Annotated in this window: 16 protein-coding genes and 1 tRNA gene; 12 read left to right on the top strand and 5 right to left on the bottom strand. The window is 72.7% G+C overall.

Annotated features, from left to right (window positions below; all coding sequences use genetic code 11):
- The first annotated feature begins 4 nt into the window (after positions 1-4).
- The 4 genes from ACWC5C_RS36765 (at position 5) to qcrB (ending at position 5,209) form a co-directional block, all read left to right on the top strand.
- A complete protein-coding gene (locus ACWC5C_RS36765) occupies positions 5-1,021 on the top strand; it encodes a carbohydrate ABC transporter permease (RefSeq protein ID WP_450882796.1) in 1,017 nt (338 codons plus the stop codon).
- A gap of 18 nt (positions 1,022-1,039) precedes the next feature.
- Positions 1,040-1,945: a carbohydrate ABC transporter permease gene (locus ACWC5C_RS36760; protein ID WP_450882794.1), complete on the top strand. Its 906-nt coding sequence runs from the start codon at positions 1,040-1,042 to the stop codon at positions 1,943-1,945.
- A 76-nt stretch (positions 1,946-2,021) separates the two neighbouring features.
- Entirely contained in the window at positions 2,022-3,428 is a 1,407-nt protein-coding gene (locus ACWC5C_RS36755; protein ID WP_450882792.1) for a glycoside hydrolase family 1 protein, read from the top strand.
- 182 nt (positions 3,429-3,610) lie between these two features.
- Positions 3,611-5,209: a cytochrome bc1 complex cytochrome b subunit gene (qcrB, locus tag ACWC5C_RS36750; RefSeq protein ID WP_450882790.1), complete on the top strand. Its 1,599-nt coding sequence runs from the start codon at positions 3,611-3,613 to the stop codon at positions 5,207-5,209.
- On the opposite strand, the gene ACWC5C_RS36745 is transcribed toward qcrB, so the two are convergent.
- The 3 genes from ACWC5C_RS36745 to ACWC5C_RS36735 form a co-directional block, all read right to left on the bottom strand.
- Positions 5,206-6,375, bottom strand: coding sequence for a chitinase (locus tag ACWC5C_RS36745; protein ID WP_450882788.1), 1,170 nt, complete (start codon positions 6,373-6,375; stop codon positions 5,206-5,208). The genes qcrB and ACWC5C_RS36745 overlap by 4 nt on opposite strands.
- A 94-nt stretch (positions 6,376-6,469) precedes the next feature.
- Complete coding sequence (locus ACWC5C_RS36740; RefSeq protein ID WP_385437805.1) at positions 6,470-7,363, bottom strand: spermidine synthase; 894 nt, start codon at positions 7,361-7,363, stop codon at positions 6,470-6,472.
- A 66-nt stretch (positions 7,364-7,429) separates the two neighbouring features.
- A complete protein-coding gene (locus ACWC5C_RS36735) occupies positions 7,430-7,843 on the bottom strand; it encodes a hypothetical protein (RefSeq protein WP_385437807.1) in 414 nt (137 codons plus the stop codon).
- 186 nt (positions 7,844-8,029) lie between these two features.
- Here ACWC5C_RS36735 and ACWC5C_RS36730 point away from each other — a divergent pair, with 186 nt between their 5' ends.
- The gene (locus tag ACWC5C_RS36730) at positions 8,030-9,388 is read left to right on the top strand and encodes a tetratricopeptide repeat protein (RefSeq protein ID WP_450882786.1); all 1,359 of its coding nucleotides are present in this window, start codon (positions 8,030-8,032) and stop codon (positions 9,386-9,388) included.
- 24 nt (positions 9,389-9,412) lie between these two features.
- Here the strand turns inward: ACWC5C_RS36730 and ACWC5C_RS36725 are convergent, their stop codons facing one another.
- Entirely contained in the window at positions 9,413-10,006 is a 594-nt protein-coding gene (locus tag ACWC5C_RS36725; RefSeq protein WP_450882784.1) for a histidine phosphatase family protein, read from the bottom strand.
- 300 nt (positions 10,007-10,306) lie between these two features.
- Between ACWC5C_RS36725 and ACWC5C_RS36720 the strand changes: the two genes are divergently transcribed.
- The 7 genes from ACWC5C_RS36720 to ACWC5C_RS36690 all read left to right on the top strand — a co-directional run bounded on the left by ACWC5C_RS36720 (position 10,307) and on the right by ACWC5C_RS36690 (position 17,200).
- Complete coding sequence (locus ACWC5C_RS36720) at positions 10,307-11,383, top strand: phosphatase PAP2 family protein (RefSeq protein ID WP_450882782.1); 1,077 nt, start codon at positions 10,307-10,309, stop codon at positions 11,381-11,383.
- Entirely contained in the window at positions 11,289-12,548 is a 1,260-nt protein-coding gene (locus ACWC5C_RS36715; RefSeq protein WP_450882780.1) for a hypothetical protein, read from the top strand. The genes ACWC5C_RS36720 and ACWC5C_RS36715 overlap by 95 nt, the downstream gene beginning before the upstream one ends.
- Positions 12,539-14,149: a hypothetical protein gene (locus ACWC5C_RS36710; RefSeq protein ID WP_450882778.1), complete on the top strand. Its 1,611-nt coding sequence runs from the start codon at positions 12,539-12,541 to the stop codon at positions 14,147-14,149. Before ACWC5C_RS36715 ends, ACWC5C_RS36710 begins: the two co-directional genes overlap by 10 nt.
- Before the next feature lie 232 nt (positions 14,150-14,381).
- Positions 14,382-15,749, top strand: a complete 1,368-nt coding sequence (locus ACWC5C_RS36705) for an AAA domain-containing protein (RefSeq protein ID WP_450882776.1) — start codon at positions 14,382-14,384, stop codon at positions 15,747-15,749.
- Positions 15,750-15,926: 177 nt separating this feature from the next.
- On the top strand, positions 15,927-16,292 hold the full coding sequence (locus ACWC5C_RS36700) for a hypothetical protein (protein WP_450882774.1): 366 nt from the start codon (positions 15,927-15,929) through the stop codon (positions 16,290-16,292).
- A gap of 160 nt (positions 16,293-16,452) precedes the next feature.
- Positions 16,453-17,070: a bifunctional DNA primase/polymerase gene (locus ACWC5C_RS36695; RefSeq protein ID WP_450882772.1), complete on the top strand. Its 618-nt coding sequence runs from the start codon at positions 16,453-16,455 to the stop codon at positions 17,068-17,070.
- 56 nt (positions 17,071-17,126) lie between these two features.
- Positions 17,127-17,200: transfer RNA gene (locus ACWC5C_RS36690), tRNA-Lys, on the top strand.
- 19 nt (positions 17,201-17,219) lie between these two features.
- Here ACWC5C_RS36690 and ACWC5C_RS36685 read toward each other — a convergent pair.
- The gene (locus tag ACWC5C_RS36685) at positions 17,220-18,539 is read right to left on the bottom strand and encodes a nucleotide disphospho-sugar-binding domain-containing protein (protein ID WP_450882770.1); all 1,320 of its coding nucleotides are present in this window, start codon (positions 18,537-18,539) and stop codon (positions 17,220-17,222) included.
- Positions 18,540-18,551 lie beyond the last annotated feature (12 nt).

Raw genomic sequence — 18,551 nt, 5'->3', positions numbered from 1 at the left:
CGGAATGCCCACCACCTCCGGTACTGCCGCGCCCCCCGCAGGGCAGGGGGGCGCGGCCCCGCGCCGCGCCACTCCGGTGGCGCCCCTCGATCCCCGGGAGCGGCGGCGGCGCGCCTGGCGCTCCCGCCGCCACCACTGGGACGTGAAGTGGAGTCCGTACGCCTTCGTCGCCCCGTTCTTCGTCTTCTTCGCCGCGTTCGGGCTCTTCCCACTGGTCTACACGGGCTGGTCCGCGCTGCACCGGGTCGAGCTGACCGACCCCACCCATATGGAGTGGGTCGGGATGCGGAACTTCTCCCGGCTGTGGGAGGACGAGTTCTTCTGGAACGCGCTCCAGAACACGTTCACCATCGGGCTGATCTCCACCGTGCCGCAGCTGATCATGGCGCTCGGGCTGGCGCATCTGCTCAACTACAAGCTGCGCGGCTCGATGTTCTTCCGGGTCGCGATCCTCACCCCGTACGCCACCTCCGTCGCCGCCGCCACGCTCGTGTTCGTGCTGCTCTTCGGGCGCGACTACGGAATGATCAACTGGGCGCTGGGCCTGATCGGCGTCGACGGGATCGACTGGCAGAACGGCACCTGGTCCTCACAGTTCGCCGTGTCCACGATCGTCATCTGGCGCTGGACCGGCTACAACGCGCTGATCTACCTGGCCGCCATGCAGGCGGTGCCGCACGATCTGTACGAGTCGGCGTCGCTCGACGGGGCCTCCCGCTGGCAGCAGTTCCTCCACGTCACGATCCCCTCGCTGCGGCCCACCATCCTGTTCACCATCGTGGTGTCCACGATCGGGGCGACCCAGCTCTTCGGCGAGCCGCTGCTGTTCAACGGCAGCGCGGGCGCGACCGGCGGGGGCGACCACCAGTTCCAGACGCTGGGTCTTTACCTGTACGAGCAGGGCTGGGTGAACCAGCACCTGGGCCGGGCCTCGGCCATCGCCTGGGCCATGTTCCTGATCCTGCTGCTGATCGCCGCGGCCAACTGGCTGGTGCAGCGACGGCTGCGGAAGAGCCAGTGAGGGAGACGAGGGACCACCATGACCGCCACCGTGTCTTCCCGACCGGCCACCGCACCGCCCGCACCGCCCCCGGCCGGGCGGAAGGGCCGTAACCGCGCGGGCAAGCAGCTGCACGGCGGGAAGATCACCTATGCCGTGCTGACCCTGTTCACCCTGGGGTCGCTCTTCCCGCTGGTGTGGACCGCCATCGCCGCGTCCCGCACCAACACCCGGCTCGCCGAGACCCCGCCGCCGTTCTGGTTCGGCGGGAACCTGTTCCACAACCTCGATGTGGCGTGGAACGACGCCAATATGGGCAAGGCGCTGCTGAACACGACCGTGGTGGCCGGGACCATCGCGACCGGCACCGTGCTGTTCTCGACCATCGCGGGCTTCGCCTTCGCCAAGCTGCGCTTCCGCTTCAAGAACCTGCTGCTGATGCTCACCATCGGGACGATGATGGTGCCGCCCCAGCTCAGCGTCGTGCCGCTGTACATGGTGGTCGCGAAGCTGGAGTGGACCGACCAGCTCCAGGCCGTCATCCTGCCGACGCTGGTAACCGCCTTCGGGGTGTTCTTCATGCGGCAGTACCTCAGCCAGGCGCTGCCGACGGAGCTGATCGAGGCGGCCCGGATGGACGGCGCCAGCAGCCTGCGCGTCATCTGGCACGTGGTCTTCCCGGCGGCCCGCCCGGCCATGGCCGTGCTGGGGATGCTCACCTTCGTCCAGGCGTGGAACGACTTCTTCTGGCCGATCATCGCGCTCACCCAGACGGGCAACCCCACCGTCCAGGTCGCGCTGAACGGACTGGGCCGCGGCTACGTCCCCGACCAGTCGGTGATCATGGCGGGAGCGCTGCTCGGCACCCTGCCGCTGCTGATCGCTTTCGTGCTCTTCGGCAAGCAGATCGTGGGAGGCATCATGCAGGGCGCGGTCAAGGGCTGACCACCCATCCGCACCGCCCTCGCCTCCCCTCTCCCCCGTCCCTCCCCACATCACGACCTCGAATGGGAGCGCTTCCATGAGTCTTTCCTTCCCGCCCGGATTCCTGTGGGGCGCGGCCGCCGCCTCCTATCAGATCGAGGGCGCCGCGCAGGAGGACGGCCGCACCCCGTCCATCTGGGACACCTTCAGCCACACCCCCGGCAAGGTGCTCGGCGGCGACACCGGCGATGTCGCGGTCGACCACTACCACCGCTTCCGCGAGGACATCCGGCTCATGGCCGACCTCAACCTCGCGGCCTACCGCTTCTCGGTCTCCTGGTCACGCGTCCAGCCCACCGGCCGCGGACCCGCCGTGCAGCGCGGGCTGGACTTCTACCGCGGGCTGGTGGACGAGCTGCTGTCCGCCGGAATCCAGCCGGTCCTGACCCTCTACCACTGGGACCTCCCCCAAGAGCTGGAGAACACGGGCGGCTGGCCGGAACGCGAGACGGCCGAGCGGTTCGCCGAGTACGCCGGGATCGTCGCGGAGGCGCTGGGCGACCGCGTCGAGTACTGGACGACCCTCAACGAGCCGTGGTGCAGCGCCTTCCTCGGCTACGGCTCCGGAGTGCACGCCCCGGGCCGCACCGAGCGGCTCGCCCCGCTGCGCGCCGCCCACCACCTGAACCTGGCCCATGGCCTCGGCGCCCAGGCGCTGCGGGCCGCCCTCCCGGCCCGCGCCCAGATCGCCATCAGCCTCAACCCGGCGGTGGTCCGCCCGCTCACCCAGGACCCGGCCGACCTGGACGCTCAGCGCCGTATCGACGCGCTGGCCAACCGGGTGTTCAGCGGGCCGCTGCTGCGCGGCGCGTATCCGAACGACCTCATCGAGGACACGGCGGCTATCACCGACTGGTCCTTCGTCCGCGATGGCGACCTGGCCGTCATCAAGCACCCCCTCGACGCGCTCGGCATCAACTACTACACGCCCTCATTGGTATCAGCCCCCACCGACAACGAGGGCCGGGCCGCCCGGCACGACGGCCACGGGGCCAGCGCCCACTCCCCCTGGCCGGGCTCCGAGCGGGTCGCCTTCCACCAGACGCCGGGCGAGCGCACCGAGATGGGCTGGACCGTCGACCCGACCGGGCTGTACGACCTGCTGATGCGCTACACCCGGGAGGCGCCGGGAGTGCCGCTCTACATCACCGAGAACGGCGCCGCGTACGACGACAAGCCGGACGCGGACGGCCACGTCCACGACCCGGAGCGGATCGCCTACGTACGCGCCCATCTGGCCACCGCCCACCGGGCCATCGCGGACGGCGCCGATCTGCGCGGCTACTTCCTGTGGTCGCTGATGGACAACTTCGAATGGGCGTACGGCTACAGCAAGCGCTTCGGCGCGGTCTACATCGACTACCCCACCCAGGCCCGCGTCCCGAAGTCCAGCGCCCGCTGGTACGCGGAGGTCGCGCGCACCGGGGAGCTGCCGGACGCGTGATGCTGCCGGACGCGTAATCCGGACCGCGGGAAAAGACCGCGGCTCCGCCCAGCCTGTGGGGGGTGGGCGGAGCCGCCTTTTCATTCCGCGCGCAACCGGCACTGGCCCGAATGGATTACGGCGTGGTCCACACGCCCGGCCGACGGGGCGAACGGCGGACAGTGCTGGTAAATGCATGAGATATGAGCAAAGCAAAGGGCGAGGCACTCGCCGGGTGGTTCGACGGGCGGGTCGGCCTCTTCTCGATGGCCAAGGCCAATCTGCGGAAGGTCTTCCCCGACCACTGGTCCTTCCTGATCGGCGAGATCGCCCTGTACACGTTCGTCATCATCATTCTGACGGGCGTCTACCTGACCTTGTTCTTCGAGCCCGCCATGAACGAGGTCGTCTATCACGGCCGCTACGAGCCGCTCAACGGCATCCGCATGTCCCAGGCGTTCGAGTCCACCATGGACATCAGCTTCGACGTGCGCGGCGGCCTGCTCATGCGGCAGATCCACCACTGGGCGGCCGTGCTCTTCATCGCGAGCATGATCGCCCATATGATGCGGACGTTCTTCAACGGCGTCTTCCGCAAGCCACGCGAAATCAACTGGCTCTCCGGCGCCGGACTGCTCATTCTCGGCATGTTCGACGGCTTCATGGGCTATTCGCTCCCCGACGACCTGCTCTCCGGCACCGGGCTGCGCTTCATGGAGGGCGCGATCCTGTCGGTGCCGATCGTCGGCACGTATCTGTCGTTCTTCTTCTTCGGCGGGCAGTTCCCCGGGACGATCGTCATCCCCCGGCTCTTCACCCTCCATGTGCTGCTCATTCCCGGTATCATGCTCGGCCTGCTGGCCCTCCATATGATCCTGCTCGTCTATCACAAGCACACCCACGGGCCCGGGCCCGGCAAGAAGAACATGAATATCGTGGGTCCCCCGCTGTGGCCGGTCTATGTCGCCAAATCCGGCGGGTTCTTCTTCCTCGTCTTCGGCATCACCACCCTGATGGCGGGCATCGCCCAGATCAATCCGATCTGGGCGTACGGCCCCTACCGGCCCGACCAGGTCTCCACCGACGCCCAGCCCGACTGGTACATGGGCTATTCCGAGGGGCTGATCCGGCTGATGCCCGGCTGGGAGATCAATCTGTGGGGCCACACCCTGGTCCTCGGAGTCTTCATCCCCCTGGTGGTCTTCCCGATGGTGCTGCTCGCCATCTGGCTCTATCCGTTCCTCGAAGCGTGGATCACCGGCGACAAGCGCGAACACCATCTGAACCAGCGCCCGCGCAACGCCCCCACCCGCACCGCCTTCGGCGCCGCCTGGATCTCCCTCTACACGGTCCTGCTGATCGGCGGCGGCAACGACCTCTTCGCGACCCACTTCCATCTGTCGATCAACGCGATCACCTGGGCCGGGCGGATCGGCTTCTTCGTGGTGCCGCTCGTGGTGTTCGCCATCACCCGGCGGATCTGCCTCGGGCTGCAGCGGCGCGACCGGGACATGGTGCTGCACGGCCGCGAGACCGGCATCATCCAGCGGCTGCCGCACGGCGAGTACATCGAGGTGCACGAGCCGCTGTCACCGGGCGAGCGGTACACACTGACGGCCTACGAGCAGTACGAGCCCCTGGAGCTGCCACCGGCCGTGGACGGCGCCGGGGTCGAACGGAAACTGTCCCGCTCGGTGCGGCTGCGGGCGCGGCTGTCCCGCTTCTACTTCGGCGACGGCGGCCAGATCGCCAAGCCGACGGCCGAGGAGTACCGGGAGCAGCAGGAGACCCCCCACCACTAGCCGCTATACGCTCCCAGCTCCTTGGTGAACGCCAGCGCGTCCTGCTCGACCGAGCTGCAGATCGCCGACGCCGACTTCTGGGCGCCGCCCGCGCACTGCTTGTCGCGGGTCGCGGACCACATGGACAGCTTGCCCAGCCCCTTGGTCCGGGCGAACCGCACCAGCTGGGTGGCGTCCTCGACCGTGAATATCTCGACCTTGACGTCGTTGACGCCGATCATCGGGGTGACGCCGACGGCCTTCCACGCCGCCTCGTCGCTCAGCTTCAGCGCGCGCTTCAGCTGCTTCTGGGTCGCGGTGGCCGCGTCGATCGCGTACTGACCCATGTCGCCGTCGTAGAAGGTGCCGTAGTCCATCGCCATGATGTTGACGGCGGAGATCTTCACCCCGTTCTTCTCGGCGTCGGCGACCAGCTCGGCGCCGTCCCGGGTGAGGCCGGTGGGCATCACGGGCAGGGTGAAGGAGACGTCCAGGCCGGGGTTCTCCTTCTGCAGCGCGGCGATGGCCTGCGCCCGGCGGGTGTTGGCCTCGGCGTTCTTCAGCGCCTTGCCCTCGATGTCGAAGTCCATCTTGGTGAGCTTGAACCGGTCCACGACCTCGCCGTAGGCCTCGGCCAGCTCGTCCACCGAGGAGCAGGCCAGGGCCAGTTCGTTCCCGGACTGGCCGCCGAAGGAGACGCGTATGTCGCCGCCCTCCGCGCGCAGCGCCTTCGTCTGCCGGGCCACCTTGTCGCCGCCGAGCGCGGTTCTGCCGCCCCACTCGGGGGTGCAGCCGCCGCCGGGGGAGACGAAGCCGAGCGTGAACTCCTTGACGCCGGTCTTCTGCGCGGTGCCGACCATGTCGTAGGGGACGTGGAGCGAGGTGTCGATGTACGGCGCGAAGCGCGCGGCGGCCGCCACCCCCTCCCCGTTGCCCTGCTGCCCCGGCGTCGTGCCCGGGGGCGTGCCCGGTGTCGTGCTGGGGGTCCCGCCCGGCGCGGTCCCGGGTCCCGTCCCCGGTCCCGTACCCGCGCCCAGGTCCGGCGCCTCGTTCACCGACTCGCCGCCGCCGACCGCGCCGCTCAGCGCGAACGCCGCCCCGCCCGCCACGAGGACGACGGCGGTCGCGCCGATCGCCATCGTGCCCCGGCCCACGGTGCGGCGACGGCGGTACCTGCGGCTCATCATCTGCCTGCCCTGCGTACGGAGTTGGGTGGTCTACGGGGGGCACGCTAGCGATCGGATCGGGGACGCACGACCAGATCTGTGGAATGCGACAGATTTAGTCGAAGACGGCCGCCGGGGGCGCCGGGGAACGGGTGGCTGTCGCGTCGGTTACCGGGGCCGCGCCGCCGGTGAAGTCCGCGAGCGCGCGGCCGTGTTCGACCCGGGCGGGGTGCGGGTCCACGGCGGCGCGGCGGGTCAGCTCGGCCACCGGCAGCTCGTGGTCGGCGGCCAGCAGGACGGCGTTGCCGAAGCGGCGGCCGCGCAGCACGGCCGGGTCGGCGGTCAGGCACACCTCGGCGAACGCGGCGCGGGCGGTGGCGATCTGGGCGCGCAGATGGGCCAGCGGCGGCCCGTCGGCGAGGTTCGCCGCGTACAGCCCGCCGGGGCGCAGCGCCCGGCGGACCTCGGCCAGGAACTCCTGGCTGGTCAGGTGCGCGGGGGTGCGGGCCCCGCTGAAGACGTCCGCGATGATCAGATCGGCCCAGCCCTCGGGCACCTTGGCGAGCCCGGCCCGGGCGTCGGCGCCCCGCACCCGTATCCGGTCGCCGGGGCCGAGCGGCAGCTCGCGCCGTACGAACTGGACGAGCGGGGCGTCGATCTCGACGATCTGCTGGGTGGAGCGGGGCCGGGTCGCCGCGATGTAGCGGGCCAGCGTGAAGGCGCCGCCGCCCAGGTGGACGGCGTGCAGCGGGCGCCCCGGCGGGGCGGCGAGATCGGCGGCGTGGCCGAGCCGCCGCTGGTACTCGAAGTCGAGATACGCGGGGTCGTCGAGGTCCACATGGGACTGCGGTTTGCCGTCCAGCAGCAGCGTCCAGCCGCGCGGGCGGTCGCGGTCCGGCACCAGCTCGGCGAGGCCCCCGTCGACGGGTGCGGTGACCGGCTCGGGGGTGCGCCCCCGGCCCGCCGCGCGCCCGCGCTCCGCCGCTCGCTTCTTCGTGCCTTTCGCCATGTGCCCCAGTATGGGCCGGGCCACCGACAGCCGGTCCACCGCCCGGCATCGGGGCTGGTCACAGGGCTACTGACAGCGGTCGACGGCCTCGATCGTACGGGCCGCCTCACCGAGCGCGGCCCGCAGCTCGGCGGGGTCGGTGGCGCCGGTGTACGCGGCGTCCGGTGGCACCAGCCAGTGGGTGGCGCCCTGCCCCACGGCGCCGCCGTCGTTTATGCGCATGCCGCGCCCGGCCGTCTCGGTGCAGGCGCTGCCCGGCATGTCCCAGCCGTCCGCGGTGCCGGGCGGCACCAGGAAGCCGAGGGTGTCGCAGGCGTTGTCGTGCATCACGGGGCCGAGGCCGTCGCAGCCGCGGCGCAGGATGTCCACCGCCTCCAGCCCCTGGCGGGCGGGCACGGTGACCAGATCACACTCCTGGCGCGGGTGATGTTGGGCAGTCGTCCGCGAGCGGCTGATATCCACTCCGGCCTCCCTCTTCATCGGGTTGCTCAGGGTTCAACGCTCGGCAGTGTCAACGGCTACGGCCGAATGCCGCCGTAAAGGATGGCAGTTCATGGCAGATCGAGGGTGACTTGTCTTTATTGCCGGGAATATCCAAATGTCCGGAACGTCGTAACCGGTACGGTTCTCCCCCGCCGACACGGCAGCACCGTAGGGAGGGTCACCATGAGGCCGCTTCCGGAATCCTCGCCAGCCTCGCCAGTCACGTCCCCCCGCCCGAACACCGCGTTCCGGCTGTTACGCGGGCAGCTCTCACCGGCCGAGTTCGCGGCGTCCGTACGGCGCGCGGCCCGCGAGATCGGCGAACAGGTCTCCTGTGACGCGCGCTATATCGGCCGCGTCGAGTCGGGGGCGATCCGCTGCCCCAACTACGCGTACGAGCGCGTCTTCCGCCATATGTTCCCCGGCCGCGCCCTCACCGACCTCGGGTTCACCCCGCGCGAGGCGGTCCGGGGCCGCCCGGTCGGGCCCGCCGCCGTTCCGGCACCCCGTCCGGAGCCGGAGCCCCGCGCCCCGGCCGACATCGACATCTTCGAGGAGAGCGAACTGCTACGGCGTGCGTTCATGGCGGGCGGGGCGGTGGCCGCCGCCGAGGCCGTGCGGACCTCCCGGCGGGCCGGACAGGCCGAGGCGGCCGCCGTGGAGGAGGCCGTGCGCCGCATCCGGCTGCTGGACGACCGGCACGGCGCGGACAGCCTCTACGTGCACACCGCGCGCCCGCTGAGCGCCGCGTACGCGCTGCTCGACGCGGGCGGCTACGGCCGCTCCGTGGTGGAGCGGCTGCACGCGGGCGCGGGCGAGCTGGCCATCTCGGTGGGCTGGCTGGCCCATGACTCCGGGCGGCTCACCGACGCCCGCTCGCACTACGCGGAGGCGCTGGCCACCGCGCGCGTCACGGGCGATCCCGCCCTCGAGGCCCACGCGTTCTGCAACACCGCCTTCCTGGCCCGCGACGCGGGCCGCCCGCGCGAGGCCGTACGCGCCGCCCAGGCCGCGCAGCGGGCCGCACGGCGGCTGGCCTCGCCCCGGCTGCTGTCGCTCATCGCGCTGCGCGAGGCGGGCGGCCGGGCCTGGCTGGCCGACCGCGGCGGCTGCGAACGGGCCCTGCTGCGCGCCCAGTCGCTCTTCGGCCGAGGCCCCTGCGACGACGACCCGGAGTGGATGACCTTCTTCGGCGAGGCCGAACTGGAGGGCCTGGAGGCGCAGTGCTGGTCGGCACTGGGCGACTGGGGGCGCGCGGCGGAGCACGCGCGCCGCGCGGTCTCCCTCCAGAAGCCCCATTTCACCCGCAACATCGCCCTGTTCACCACGGAGCTGGCGAACGACCTGGTGGCGGACGGCGAGCCGGAGGCGGCCGCCGTGGCGGCGGGCCGCGCCCTGGGCCTGCTGAACCAGGTCACGTCCTCCCGGATCCGCCGCATGCTGGAGGACACCGCCCGGCTGCTGCGCCCGCACGGCCGTAACGCGTCGGTCGCGGACTTCCTCGCCCGCTACCAGCAGGCCCACCGCGAAAGCCCGGTCTGACCGTGCGATCGCGGCGGCGGGAGGTCAGCCCAGGTGCCCGGTGTCGTTCCAGCGCTCGATGGCCGGTTCGCCGTACGCCCACCCCAGGATCGACAGGGACGTGGGGTCGAGGCGTATCCGGGCCGCGAAGGAGACGTCGTAGCCGAGCCAGCGGGCCCCCAGGGTGCGCAGGATGTGGCCGTGCGCGAAGACCAGCACATCCCGGTCGGCGGAGCGCGCCCACTCCACCACGGCGTCCGCCCGGGCCGTGATCGCGGCGAGCGACTCGCCCTCCGGGACGCCGTCGCGCCAGATGAGCCAGCCGGGGCGGTCCGCCTTGATCTCGGCCGGGGTCATCCCCTCGTAGGCGCCGTAGTCCCACTCCAGCAGGGCGTCCCAGGCCTGCGCCCGGTCGCCGAATCCCGCCAGGTCGCAGGTCTCCTGGGCGCGTACGAGCGGACTGGTGCGCACCTCGGCGTCCGGCAGGCCCGCCCAGGGGGTCTGGTGGAGCCGCTCGCCGAGCAGCTTGGCGCCGCGCCGCCCCTCGTCCAGCAGCGGGATGTCCGTACGGCCGGTGTGCTTGCCCAGGAGCGACCACTGCGTCTGTCCGTGCCGGGCCAGGAGGATGCGTGGTGCCATGGGGTCGCCTTTCACCGGATGACGTGCCTGCCGCGCGCCCCGTGCGCCATGCCACGCGACCGCCCGCGGAATACCTGCGCTCTACGCGCTCTGGGGAACGGATCTCTGTCCGTTCGTTGTCCATCCATCATCGCGCACGTGATCGAGAGGCAACCTTGGGGGGACTCCTGACGTCTTCCTGCTCGCGCGGTTATCAACCGTGGGTCCCCGGGGGCGGTGCGGGGGCCGCCTCGACGACACCGTACGGTTGACCGCGCGCCATGTTGTGGCCGCCTGACTTTTGACTGGGAGAGCGTCCGGATGCCCCAAACCGCGCCCCGTGACGGAGCGACACTGGGCAGTCGGGCCCGTTGGTGGACCGAGCTGCCGCTGATCGCGGTGGTGTACCTCGCGTACGCGGGCGGTCGGCTGCTGGGCCAAGGCGATGTGTCCACCGCCGTCGACCACGGCCTGGGAATCCTCCGTTTCGAACGGCAGCTCAACATCGATTTCGAGTCGCCGCTCAACGACCTGTTCACCAAGCACGCCTGGATAGGCATACCGGCCGACTTCCTGTACGCGTCACTGCACTACGCGGCCACCCCGGCGGTCCTGGTGTGGCTGTGGAGGCGCGGCCGGAACTCGGACTACCGCTTCGCCCGCACCTGGCTGCTGGTCACCACGATGATCGGCCTGGTCGGGTTCGTCGTGGTGCCGACGTGCCCGCCGCGGCTGCTGGAGGCGAGCCAGGGCTTCGTCGACACGATGGCTCAATACAGCGCCTACGGCTGGTGGGGCGGTGACGCGTCCGCGCCACGTGGCATGGGCGGGCTCACCAACCAGTACGCGGCGATGCCGAGCCTCCATGTGGGCTGGGCGCTGTGGTGCGGGATAGCGCTGTGGTGGCAGGGGCGCTCGGTGTGGTCGAAGATCGTCGCCGTGGTCTATCCGCTGGTCATCACCCTCGTGGTGATGGGCACCGCGAACCACTACTTCCTCGACGCGGCCGCGGGTGCCGCCGCCGTCGGGGCCGGGGCGCTGCTGACCCGGCCCGCGCTGCGGCTCGCGGACGCCGTCCGCGACCGCTTCCACCCGGCCCGAGCCGCCATCGCGACCCGGACCGCCGACGCCGCCACCGAAGCTGCCACGGGCGCGGCCGCTACCGGAACCGCCGCCGGAACCGCCGCCGGAATCCCCGGCGCTGCCGCGAATGTCAGTGACAAGTGCGAGACTTCGGCCCGTGAACGGGAACGGGAACGGATCCCCCGACAGCAGGGCAGGGGCGCGGACACGCAACGTACGGGTGGCGGCGACGGCGGCGGACGGCAAGCCGGTGCCGGTGCCGGCCACGGCCGGGGAGCCGGTGCGGGCGACGGCGCTGCGGCACCAGCTCGCTGAGCTGCGCGGCCCCTCCGCCGTTCCGCATCCGATGGACGCCCGCGCGCTGGCCGCGCTGGCGGCCAACCCCGGCTGCCGCCGCCGCGCGCTGCTGGACGGCGCCGGGGTCGACAAGGGGGCGCTCGCGCGGGCGCTCGGAGCGCCCGCGCCCTTCGGCCAGTCCCAGTTCGCCCACCAGCGCGGCAATACCTTCGAGGCCCACGTCAAGGCCGACCGCGGCGCGCTGCTCACGCGGCTGCTGCACGAGCGGCTGGCCGACGGTTCGGCCGCGCCCGATCCGGACACCACCGCGACCCCCGAGCTGACCGCGGCCGGTCCCCAAGGGCGTACGGCCCGTACGGCGCTGGCGCTGCGGGAGGCCACCTCGGCGGGGCGGTGGGCGCTGCTCGACCATCCGATGGTGAGCCTGGACGTCGCGGGCTCCCCCGCCTTCCTGGAGCCGGACGCGGTCGTGGTGCACCCCGACGGCTCCTGGACGGTCGTCGAGATCAAGTCCTTCCCCATGGTGGACGGCGCGGCCGACCCGGCCAAGGTCGGCGCGGCGGCCCGGCAGTCGGCCGTCTACGCCCTGGCCCTGGAGCGGATCGCGGCCCACCTCGGGGAGGTCACCGAGGGCCCGGAGGGCAAGCAGGAGGGCGTGCGGGCCCGGGTGCGGCATCAGGTGCTGCTCGTCTGCCCCAAGGACTTCTCCAACCTGCCGACCGCCGAACTCGTGGATGTGCGCAAGCAGCTCGCCGTGACCCGGCGGCAGCTGGGCCGCCTCACCCGGATCGAGGAGATCGCCGCCGCCCTCCCCGAGGGCACCACCTTCGACCTGCGGCTCACCGAGGACGGCCAGACCGCGACCCGGCCCGTCGGGGAGCTGACCGCCGCGGTCGAGTCGGTCGACGCGGCGTACGCGCCGGAGTGCCTGTCCACCTGTGAGCTGTCCCTCCACTGCCGGGAGCGGGCCCGGGCGGCGGGCGCCGTCGAGTCGCTGGGGCGCGGCGTACGGGGTGACCTGGGCGGGCTGACCACGGTGGAGGCCGTGCTCGCGGCCGCCCTGGAATCCGGCGGTCCGCAGCCCACCGGCGACCCGGCCGTGGACACCCTGCGGCGCGCGGCGGCCCTGCGCGCCGAGGCCCTGGCCACCGCCGCGCGGCCTGCGGAGGCGGTATGTCGCTGATCACCACGCTGGCCCGGATGGAGGCCGTCCGGGAGGGCCGGGCGCGGCCGCTGACCACGGTGCGGCACCGGCATCTGTCCCAGCGGCCACTGGCGTTCGTACCGCTGACCACCGCGGGCGAGACGGGCGCGCCGCTCGGCGCGCTGGTGGGCACCGACCGGGACGCGCCGCGGCTGCTGATCGTGGCGCAGCCGCGCAACCGTGATCTGCGGTTCGCGTTCCTCGCCGAGCTGGCGGAGGAGATGCTTCCGTACCTGGACGGGTACGCGGACGACGTCGAGCTGGAGGAGCGCAAGGAGACCGACCCGGAGACCGGGAAGAAGGTGCCGGTCCAGGTCGAGCTGTGCGCGGACGCGCCGCAGCTGCTGGTGCCCAGCGCCTCGGGCGTGGCGTTCGTGCGGCTGCTGGGCCGGTCGATGCGGTTCCGGCGCACCGCCGAGCAGGACCCGGAGACGCCGTTCCCGGCGCCCGCGCGCGTACCGCTGCTCGGCCGGTGGCTGACGCACTACGGGGAGCGGTCCCGGGTGCCCGGCTCCTCGCTGCTGCTGTCGCTGACCGAGCTGCTGGGGCGGCACTGGGCGACCGGGCAGAGCAATCTGGAGGACCAGCACCTGGGCTCGCTGCTGGCCTGGATCGACCCGCCGGAGGGCGTCCCGGGCGCGGAGGCGGCGCTGCACACCGAGTCGGCGCGGGACGGGGACGGGCAGCTGCTGTACCCGCCAGCGGGCCCCGCCACCGACCCGGCCTTCGACAACAAGCTGCTGGCCCCGGCGATGTCCCGGTACGACGCGGCGCGCTCCGAGGTGACCGGCGGCGTGGCCGGGGGCGAGGCGCGGCTGCGGGCGGCCGAGGCGGAGCTGCGCGAGCTGATCGCGTCCCAGCTGACGCCCACCTGGGACGCGCTGTGGCGGGGTGTGGATCGCTTGCGTCAGCTGCCGGAGGGCGCGCGGGTGGCGGACCGCTGGAAGCGCGACCGCTGGTCGTACACCGGCCACCGGGACCGCGTCCGGGCCGGTGAGCCGCCCCAGCCGAAGCGGGACGACGCGGTGACGGCGGCGCAGAAGCTCGCCGCGCGCGAGACCGCGCAGGCCCAGCTGGACGCGCACGAGGCGCTGGACGATCCGCTGGTCATGGCGGGTCGGCGGCTGTCCGGGGAGGCGTTCGCGGGCGAGGTCACCGAGGTGGAGATGGCCTGGTCGGAGGCGAAGGTGCCACGCCCGCGGCCGCTGGTCACGGTGCGCACCGAGGACCGCCCGCACCTGGCCGAGCGGATCAAGCTGTACCGGGTGATGGACGACGGCCGGACGCAGACCGGGGAGTTCGCCGGGGACGCCGAGCCCGTGGAGGAGCCCGCCGAGGGCCCCGGGGGCGCGTCCGCCGCGTTCGTGGTCCGGCTGACCGGGGGCATGGGCCGGGGCAAGGAGCCGGAGCCGGGTTCGGTGCCCGAGCCGGGCGACCGGGTGTGCTGGACGCTGTTCGAGCACGCCCCGCGCGGCGGTCCGGAGCTGCCCGACCCCGAGAGCACCCCGTGGACCCACGGCGGCCCGCCGGACGCCGCCGTGCAGGACGCCGACCCCGTGACCGAGGAGGACTTTCTTTGAGCCCTCCCCCAGCTGAAGGCAGGGGGATTCCTGGCTCACGTCGCCTGCGGCCCTGCGGGTCGACAGGTCTTACACGATCAACACCAGCCGGGTTGGAACCAGCCCGGTTTGGCACAACAAGCAAAGGAGTCGCTGTGCTGGCTTGGTTCTCGCTCAGCACATCGGACATCGTACCAGCCATCTCGTCCGATTCCTCCCGGCTTGATGGCCGGGGCATCCTCGGAGGTTCACGGTGATCGCCACGGACCGGGCGGCCCGTGCGGGGAAGGGCGAGCCGTTCGACCCGTCGGCCGCGGCCGCGCGCGCGACCGACGCGATCCTGCACGACACCCTGCACGGCACCCACCGAGGTGTCGTCGTGGACTCCCCGCCCGGCGCGGGCAAGTCGACGCTGGTCGTCCGGGCGGCCCGGGAGCTGGCCGCCGCCGGGCGGCCGCTGATGGTCGTCGCGCAGACCAACGCGCAGGTGGACGACCTCGTGGACCGGCTCGCCACGGCGGACCCGGACCTTCCGGTCGGCCGTCTGCACAGCAGCGATCCGCATCCCTACGATCCGGTGCTCGACGAGCATCCGGCGGTGCGCTGCTCGGCGAAGGTCGCGGATCTGGCGGGGCTGGGCATCGTGGTCTCCACGGCCGCCAAGTGGGGGCATGTGAAGAACGTCGAGCCGTGGAGCCACGCGATCGTGGACGAGGCGTACCAGATGCGCTCGGACGCGCTGCTGGCCGTCGCGGGGCTCTTCGAGCGGGCGCTGTTCGTCGGCGACCCCGGGCAGCTCGACCCGTTCAGCGTGGTGGGCGCCGATCAGTGGGCGGGGCTCTCGTACGACCCGTCGGCCAGCGCGGTGACCACGCTCCTGGCCCACAATCCGCGGCTTCCGCAGCACCGGCTGCCGGTGTCCTGGCGGCTGCCCGCGTCGGCCGCGCCGCTGGTCTCGGACGCGTTCTATCCGTACACGCCCTTCCGCAGCGGTACGGACCACGGCGACCGGCGGCTGAGCTTCGGGGTGCCCTCGGACGGTTCGGGTCCTGACCGGGTGCTGGACGAGGCCGCCGTCTCCGGGTGGGGGCTGCTGGAGCTTCCGGCCCGCCGTACGCCGCGCACCGACCCGGAGGCGGTGGCGGCCGTGGCCCAGGTGGTCCGGCGGACGCTGGACCGGGGCGGTGCGGCGGTCAGCGAGCGCGCCGACGAGCCGGTGCCGCTGACCGCCGACCGGATCGCGGTCGGCACCGCGCACCGCGACCAGGCGGCGGCCGTGCGGGCGGCGCTGGCGGGGCTCGGAGTGTCGGGCGTCACCGTCGATACGGCGAACCGCCTCCAGGGACGTGAGTTCGATCTGACGGTGGTGCTGCACCCGCTGTCCGGCCGCCCGGACGCGACCGCGTTCCATCTGGAGACCGGCCGGCTGTGCGTGCTGGCGTCGCGGCACCGGCACGCGTGTGTGGTGGTGTGCCGGGCGGGGGTGGCGGAGCTGCTGGACGAGCATCCGTCGACGGAACCGGTGCAGCTGGGGGTGACGGTGAAGTTCCCGGACGGCTGGGAGGCGAACCACGCCGTCCTGTCGCACCTGGCCGAACACCGCGTCTCCTGGCGGCCTTAAGGACGCGCCCGCGAAAGTCCCGCCGGGCCCGGGGGTCCGGACCGGGGCGCTGGGTTCGGAGGTGGGGTCGGTGGGGAGACACCCCTGGTGGGGGCGGCGGTCTTGCCTCCCGCGCGACAATGGGAGCAGGACGCACCGCGAACAGAACGTGTCTCACGACCCAGGAGGAGAGATCACATGCCCGAGCCGGATCCGGCTCAAGGCCCGACCAGCGCCGCGCCACGGCGAATGAAACCGGCCGCGCTGCTCTTCGAACCGGCCGCCGCCGTCAAGGACGAGGCGCACTTCTTCGACCTGGAGTCGATCGAGGATCCGCGCGAACTCCTCGCCCGCTCGACCGAGCTGGTGCTCGCGTTCCGCGCGGCGACGGACCGGGCCATGGAGTTCCAGGCGATGGCGGCCGCGCAGCTCGCCGATCCGAGACGGTTCGACCGGCTGACCCCCGCTGTGATCGCCGAGCGGGCGGAGTGGACCGAGGACTACGCCAAAAAGATGATCGAGTTCGGTCGCGAACTGATACAAAGCGGCGAGCTGCCGGACTGATGGGCGTACTCCGCACGGGAAACCCGCACGAACGGGCCGCGTCCTGCCGCGATCATGCGCCGGGGGCATATGCGAGGGGAAGGTACCCCATCACCCCGCGCCATGTCCTGGTTTTGCCGCATCCCCCGATACCTCTCCTGCCGACGGTAATTGTAGAAACATGAGCAGAACGCCTCGGGACTCACTTCACACCGCCGCCTACGTCACCCCGGCCGGCGCGGACTGGCTCGCCTCCGCCAGCCGGTCCCCCCGCGGCATCCACGCGCTCTGGGCGCGGCATCCGGCGGCCTCGGTCCCGCTGCCGTGCGGCACCGCGTTCGACGTCGTCAGCATGGACGCGCTCTTCGGGCGCCGGGTGGTGAGCCGGTTATGGACCGATGGCCCCGGCACCGGTCCGGTGGCCGCCCAGGGCGGCCGGGTCCTGCTGTTCGCCACCCCGGGCGCGGCCCAGCGGCTGCCCGCGCTGCTCGGCTGGGAGGAGTGGGGCGGCACGGCACCCCCGCTGCTCTGCTACGGCTGGGGGGACACGGTGACCGTACCGCCCCTGTACCCCCAGGACCCCGGCGCGGCGGAGCCCGAGCCCCCGGCGGAGATCGCCTCGTACGACGCCCCCTCACCCCGCTGGCTCGTCGCCCCCGACGTCCGCAGCCCCTGGCTGCCCGGGCCCGAGGTGCTGCTGTGGGCCTGTGTCCGAGCGGCCCGCACGCTGCGTGCCACGGCCGGTGCGGACGCCGACGGCACGGCTGTGACCAGCGAACCCGCCCTGTTTCCGGGCTGAAAGATATCGATTTTCACTTCGCCTGACCCGGGTGCTAAGGTCTTCTACGTCAGCAGGCGCCGCTAGCTCAGTTGGTTAGAGCAGCTGACTCTTAATCAGCGGGTCCGGGGTTCGAGTCCCTGGCGGCGCACCGACATACGGAAGGCCTCTCACCGAGCGTGAGGGGCCTTTCGTGTGCCCCGGGTGCCCTCGGGGCGGCCCGTCAACCGTGCGACCGCCGCCTCCGGTCCTGGCATCGAGCGGGCCTCCTCCCGCAGCGCGCGGGCCGCGACCACGTACGACGGCTGCTCCAGCAGCGCGAAGAGGTCCCGGGCCAGCTGGGCCCCGGCCGCCCGGGCGATGCGGGGCGAACCGCCGAGCAGGTCGGCGGGGGTATGCGCCCCGGCACCGGTGATGGCCACCCGCACACCGTTGAGCTGCTGCTCGGGGCCAGGCGCGACGATCAGCTGCGGCACCCCGGCCACCGCCGCGGCCAGGACGGCGGCCCCGCCGCCCTGGTGGAGCACCGCGCGGCAGCCCGGCAGCACCCGGTGCAGCGGTCCGGCGGGCGGCCGCCCCTGGGCGGCGCTGCCCAGCCGGACGACCTCCACCCCGCGCGCCTCGGCCGCCCGCAGCGCCGTCCGCACGGCTTCGGGCGGGCCCGCGGCGTCCTCCCATACGGCGCAGATCCGGGCGGGCCCGGGGCGGACGGAATCGCACGACGGCTCGCCCGCCGCGTCGTACGCCCCCTCGTACGCCCCGTGCGACGACTCGTACGGGGCCTCCTGGGGCGGCCCGCACGGCGGCTCGTACCGGGATGCGTACCGGGGTTCGTACCGGGATTCATACGGGGACTCGTACGGGACGAACCGCACCGGAAGACGCCGCTCCGGCGACGGCAGCACCAGGCTCGGCGGGCAGGGGTCGAGCCACAGCTCCGGTTCGCGCGCCGGGTCCGCCCCGTAACGCCGCATCAGGCGTGCGTAGCCGGGCAGCGGCGGGCCGTCCAGCCGCTGCCGGTCGAGGCGCGGCAGCGCCGTACTCCCCCACAGCTGACCGACCGCGGGCACGCCGAGCGCCGCGGCGGCCACCGTGCCCGCGTACGTACTCGCGTCGTGCACCACCAGCTCCGGCTGCCAGCAGCGGGCGTAGGCCACCAGCCCCTGGGCCATGGCCTCGGCGATGGCCACCCGCTGGTCGCCGAGGGCGCGCAGCACCCCGTGCTGCTCCGGGCCGAGCACCCCGGGCCGCACCGGCCAGTCCGCGGGCCAGATGCCGCGCGAGCGGCGCGCCACGGCCGGTGGCACGCCGAGCGCGCGCGGCAGCACACCGGCCGGGACCGGCATCAGCCCGGCCCGGGCGACCGCCGCCGCGCAGCCGCCCGGGACCGCGACCCGCACCTGGTGCCCCGCCGCGAGGAACGCCCGCGCGAGCGGCACCAGCGCGATCAGATGCCCGCCCGGGGCCCAGGTCGTGAACAGGACGCGCACGATCCCTCCCCG

The organism is Streptomyces sp. NPDC001700, assembly GCF_053596435.1.
The sequence above is the reverse complement of the archived record's forward strand: the minus strand, read 5'-3'. Positions and strand labels throughout refer to the sequence as shown.

What these genes read in the sequence shown, in the direction of transcription:
- ACWC5C_RS36765 (WP_450882796.1), top strand. Translation starts at nt 5, where the DNA reads ATGCCCACCACCTCCGGTACTGCCGCGCCCCCCGCAGGGCAGGGGGGC.
- ACWC5C_RS36760 (WP_450882794.1), top strand. Translation starts at nt 1,040, where the DNA reads ATGACCGCCACCGTGTCTTCCCGACCGGCCACCGCACCGCCCGCACCG.
- ACWC5C_RS36755 (WP_450882792.1), top strand. Translation starts at nt 2,022, where the DNA reads ATGAGTCTTTCCTTCCCGCCCGGATTCCTGTGGGGCGCGGCCGCCGCC.
- qcrB (WP_450882790.1), top strand. Translation starts at nt 3,611, where the DNA reads ATGAGCAAAGCAAAGGGCGAGGCACTCGCCGGGTGGTTCGACGGGCGG.
- ACWC5C_RS36745 (WP_450882788.1), bottom strand. Translation starts at nt 6,375, where the DNA reads ATGATGAGCCGCAGGTACCGCCGTCGCCGCACCGTGGGCCGGGGCACG.
- ACWC5C_RS36740 (WP_385437805.1), bottom strand. Translation starts at nt 7,363, where the DNA reads ATGGCGAAAGGCACGAAGAAGCGAGCGGCGGAGCGCGGGCGCGCGGCG.
- ACWC5C_RS36735 (WP_385437807.1), bottom strand. Translation starts at nt 7,843, where the DNA reads ATGAAGAGGGAGGCCGGAGTGGATATCAGCCGCTCGCGGACGACTGCC.
- ACWC5C_RS36730 (WP_450882786.1), top strand. Translation starts at nt 8,030, where the DNA reads ATGAGGCCGCTTCCGGAATCCTCGCCAGCCTCGCCAGTCACGTCCCCC.
- ACWC5C_RS36725 (WP_450882784.1), bottom strand. Translation starts at nt 10,006, where the DNA reads ATGGCACCACGCATCCTCCTGGCCCGGCACGGACAGACGCAGTGGTCG.
- ACWC5C_RS36720 (WP_450882782.1), top strand. Translation starts at nt 10,307, where the DNA reads ATGCCCCAAACCGCGCCCCGTGACGGAGCGACACTGGGCAGTCGGGCC.
- ACWC5C_RS36710 (WP_450882778.1), top strand. Translation starts at nt 12,539, where the DNA reads ATGTCGCTGATCACCACGCTGGCCCGGATGGAGGCCGTCCGGGAGGGC.
- ACWC5C_RS36700 (WP_450882774.1), top strand. Translation starts at nt 15,927, where the DNA reads ATGCCCGAGCCGGATCCGGCTCAAGGCCCGACCAGCGCCGCGCCACGG.
- ACWC5C_RS36695 (WP_450882772.1), top strand. Translation starts at nt 16,453, where the DNA reads ATGAGCAGAACGCCTCGGGACTCACTTCACACCGCCGCCTACGTCACC.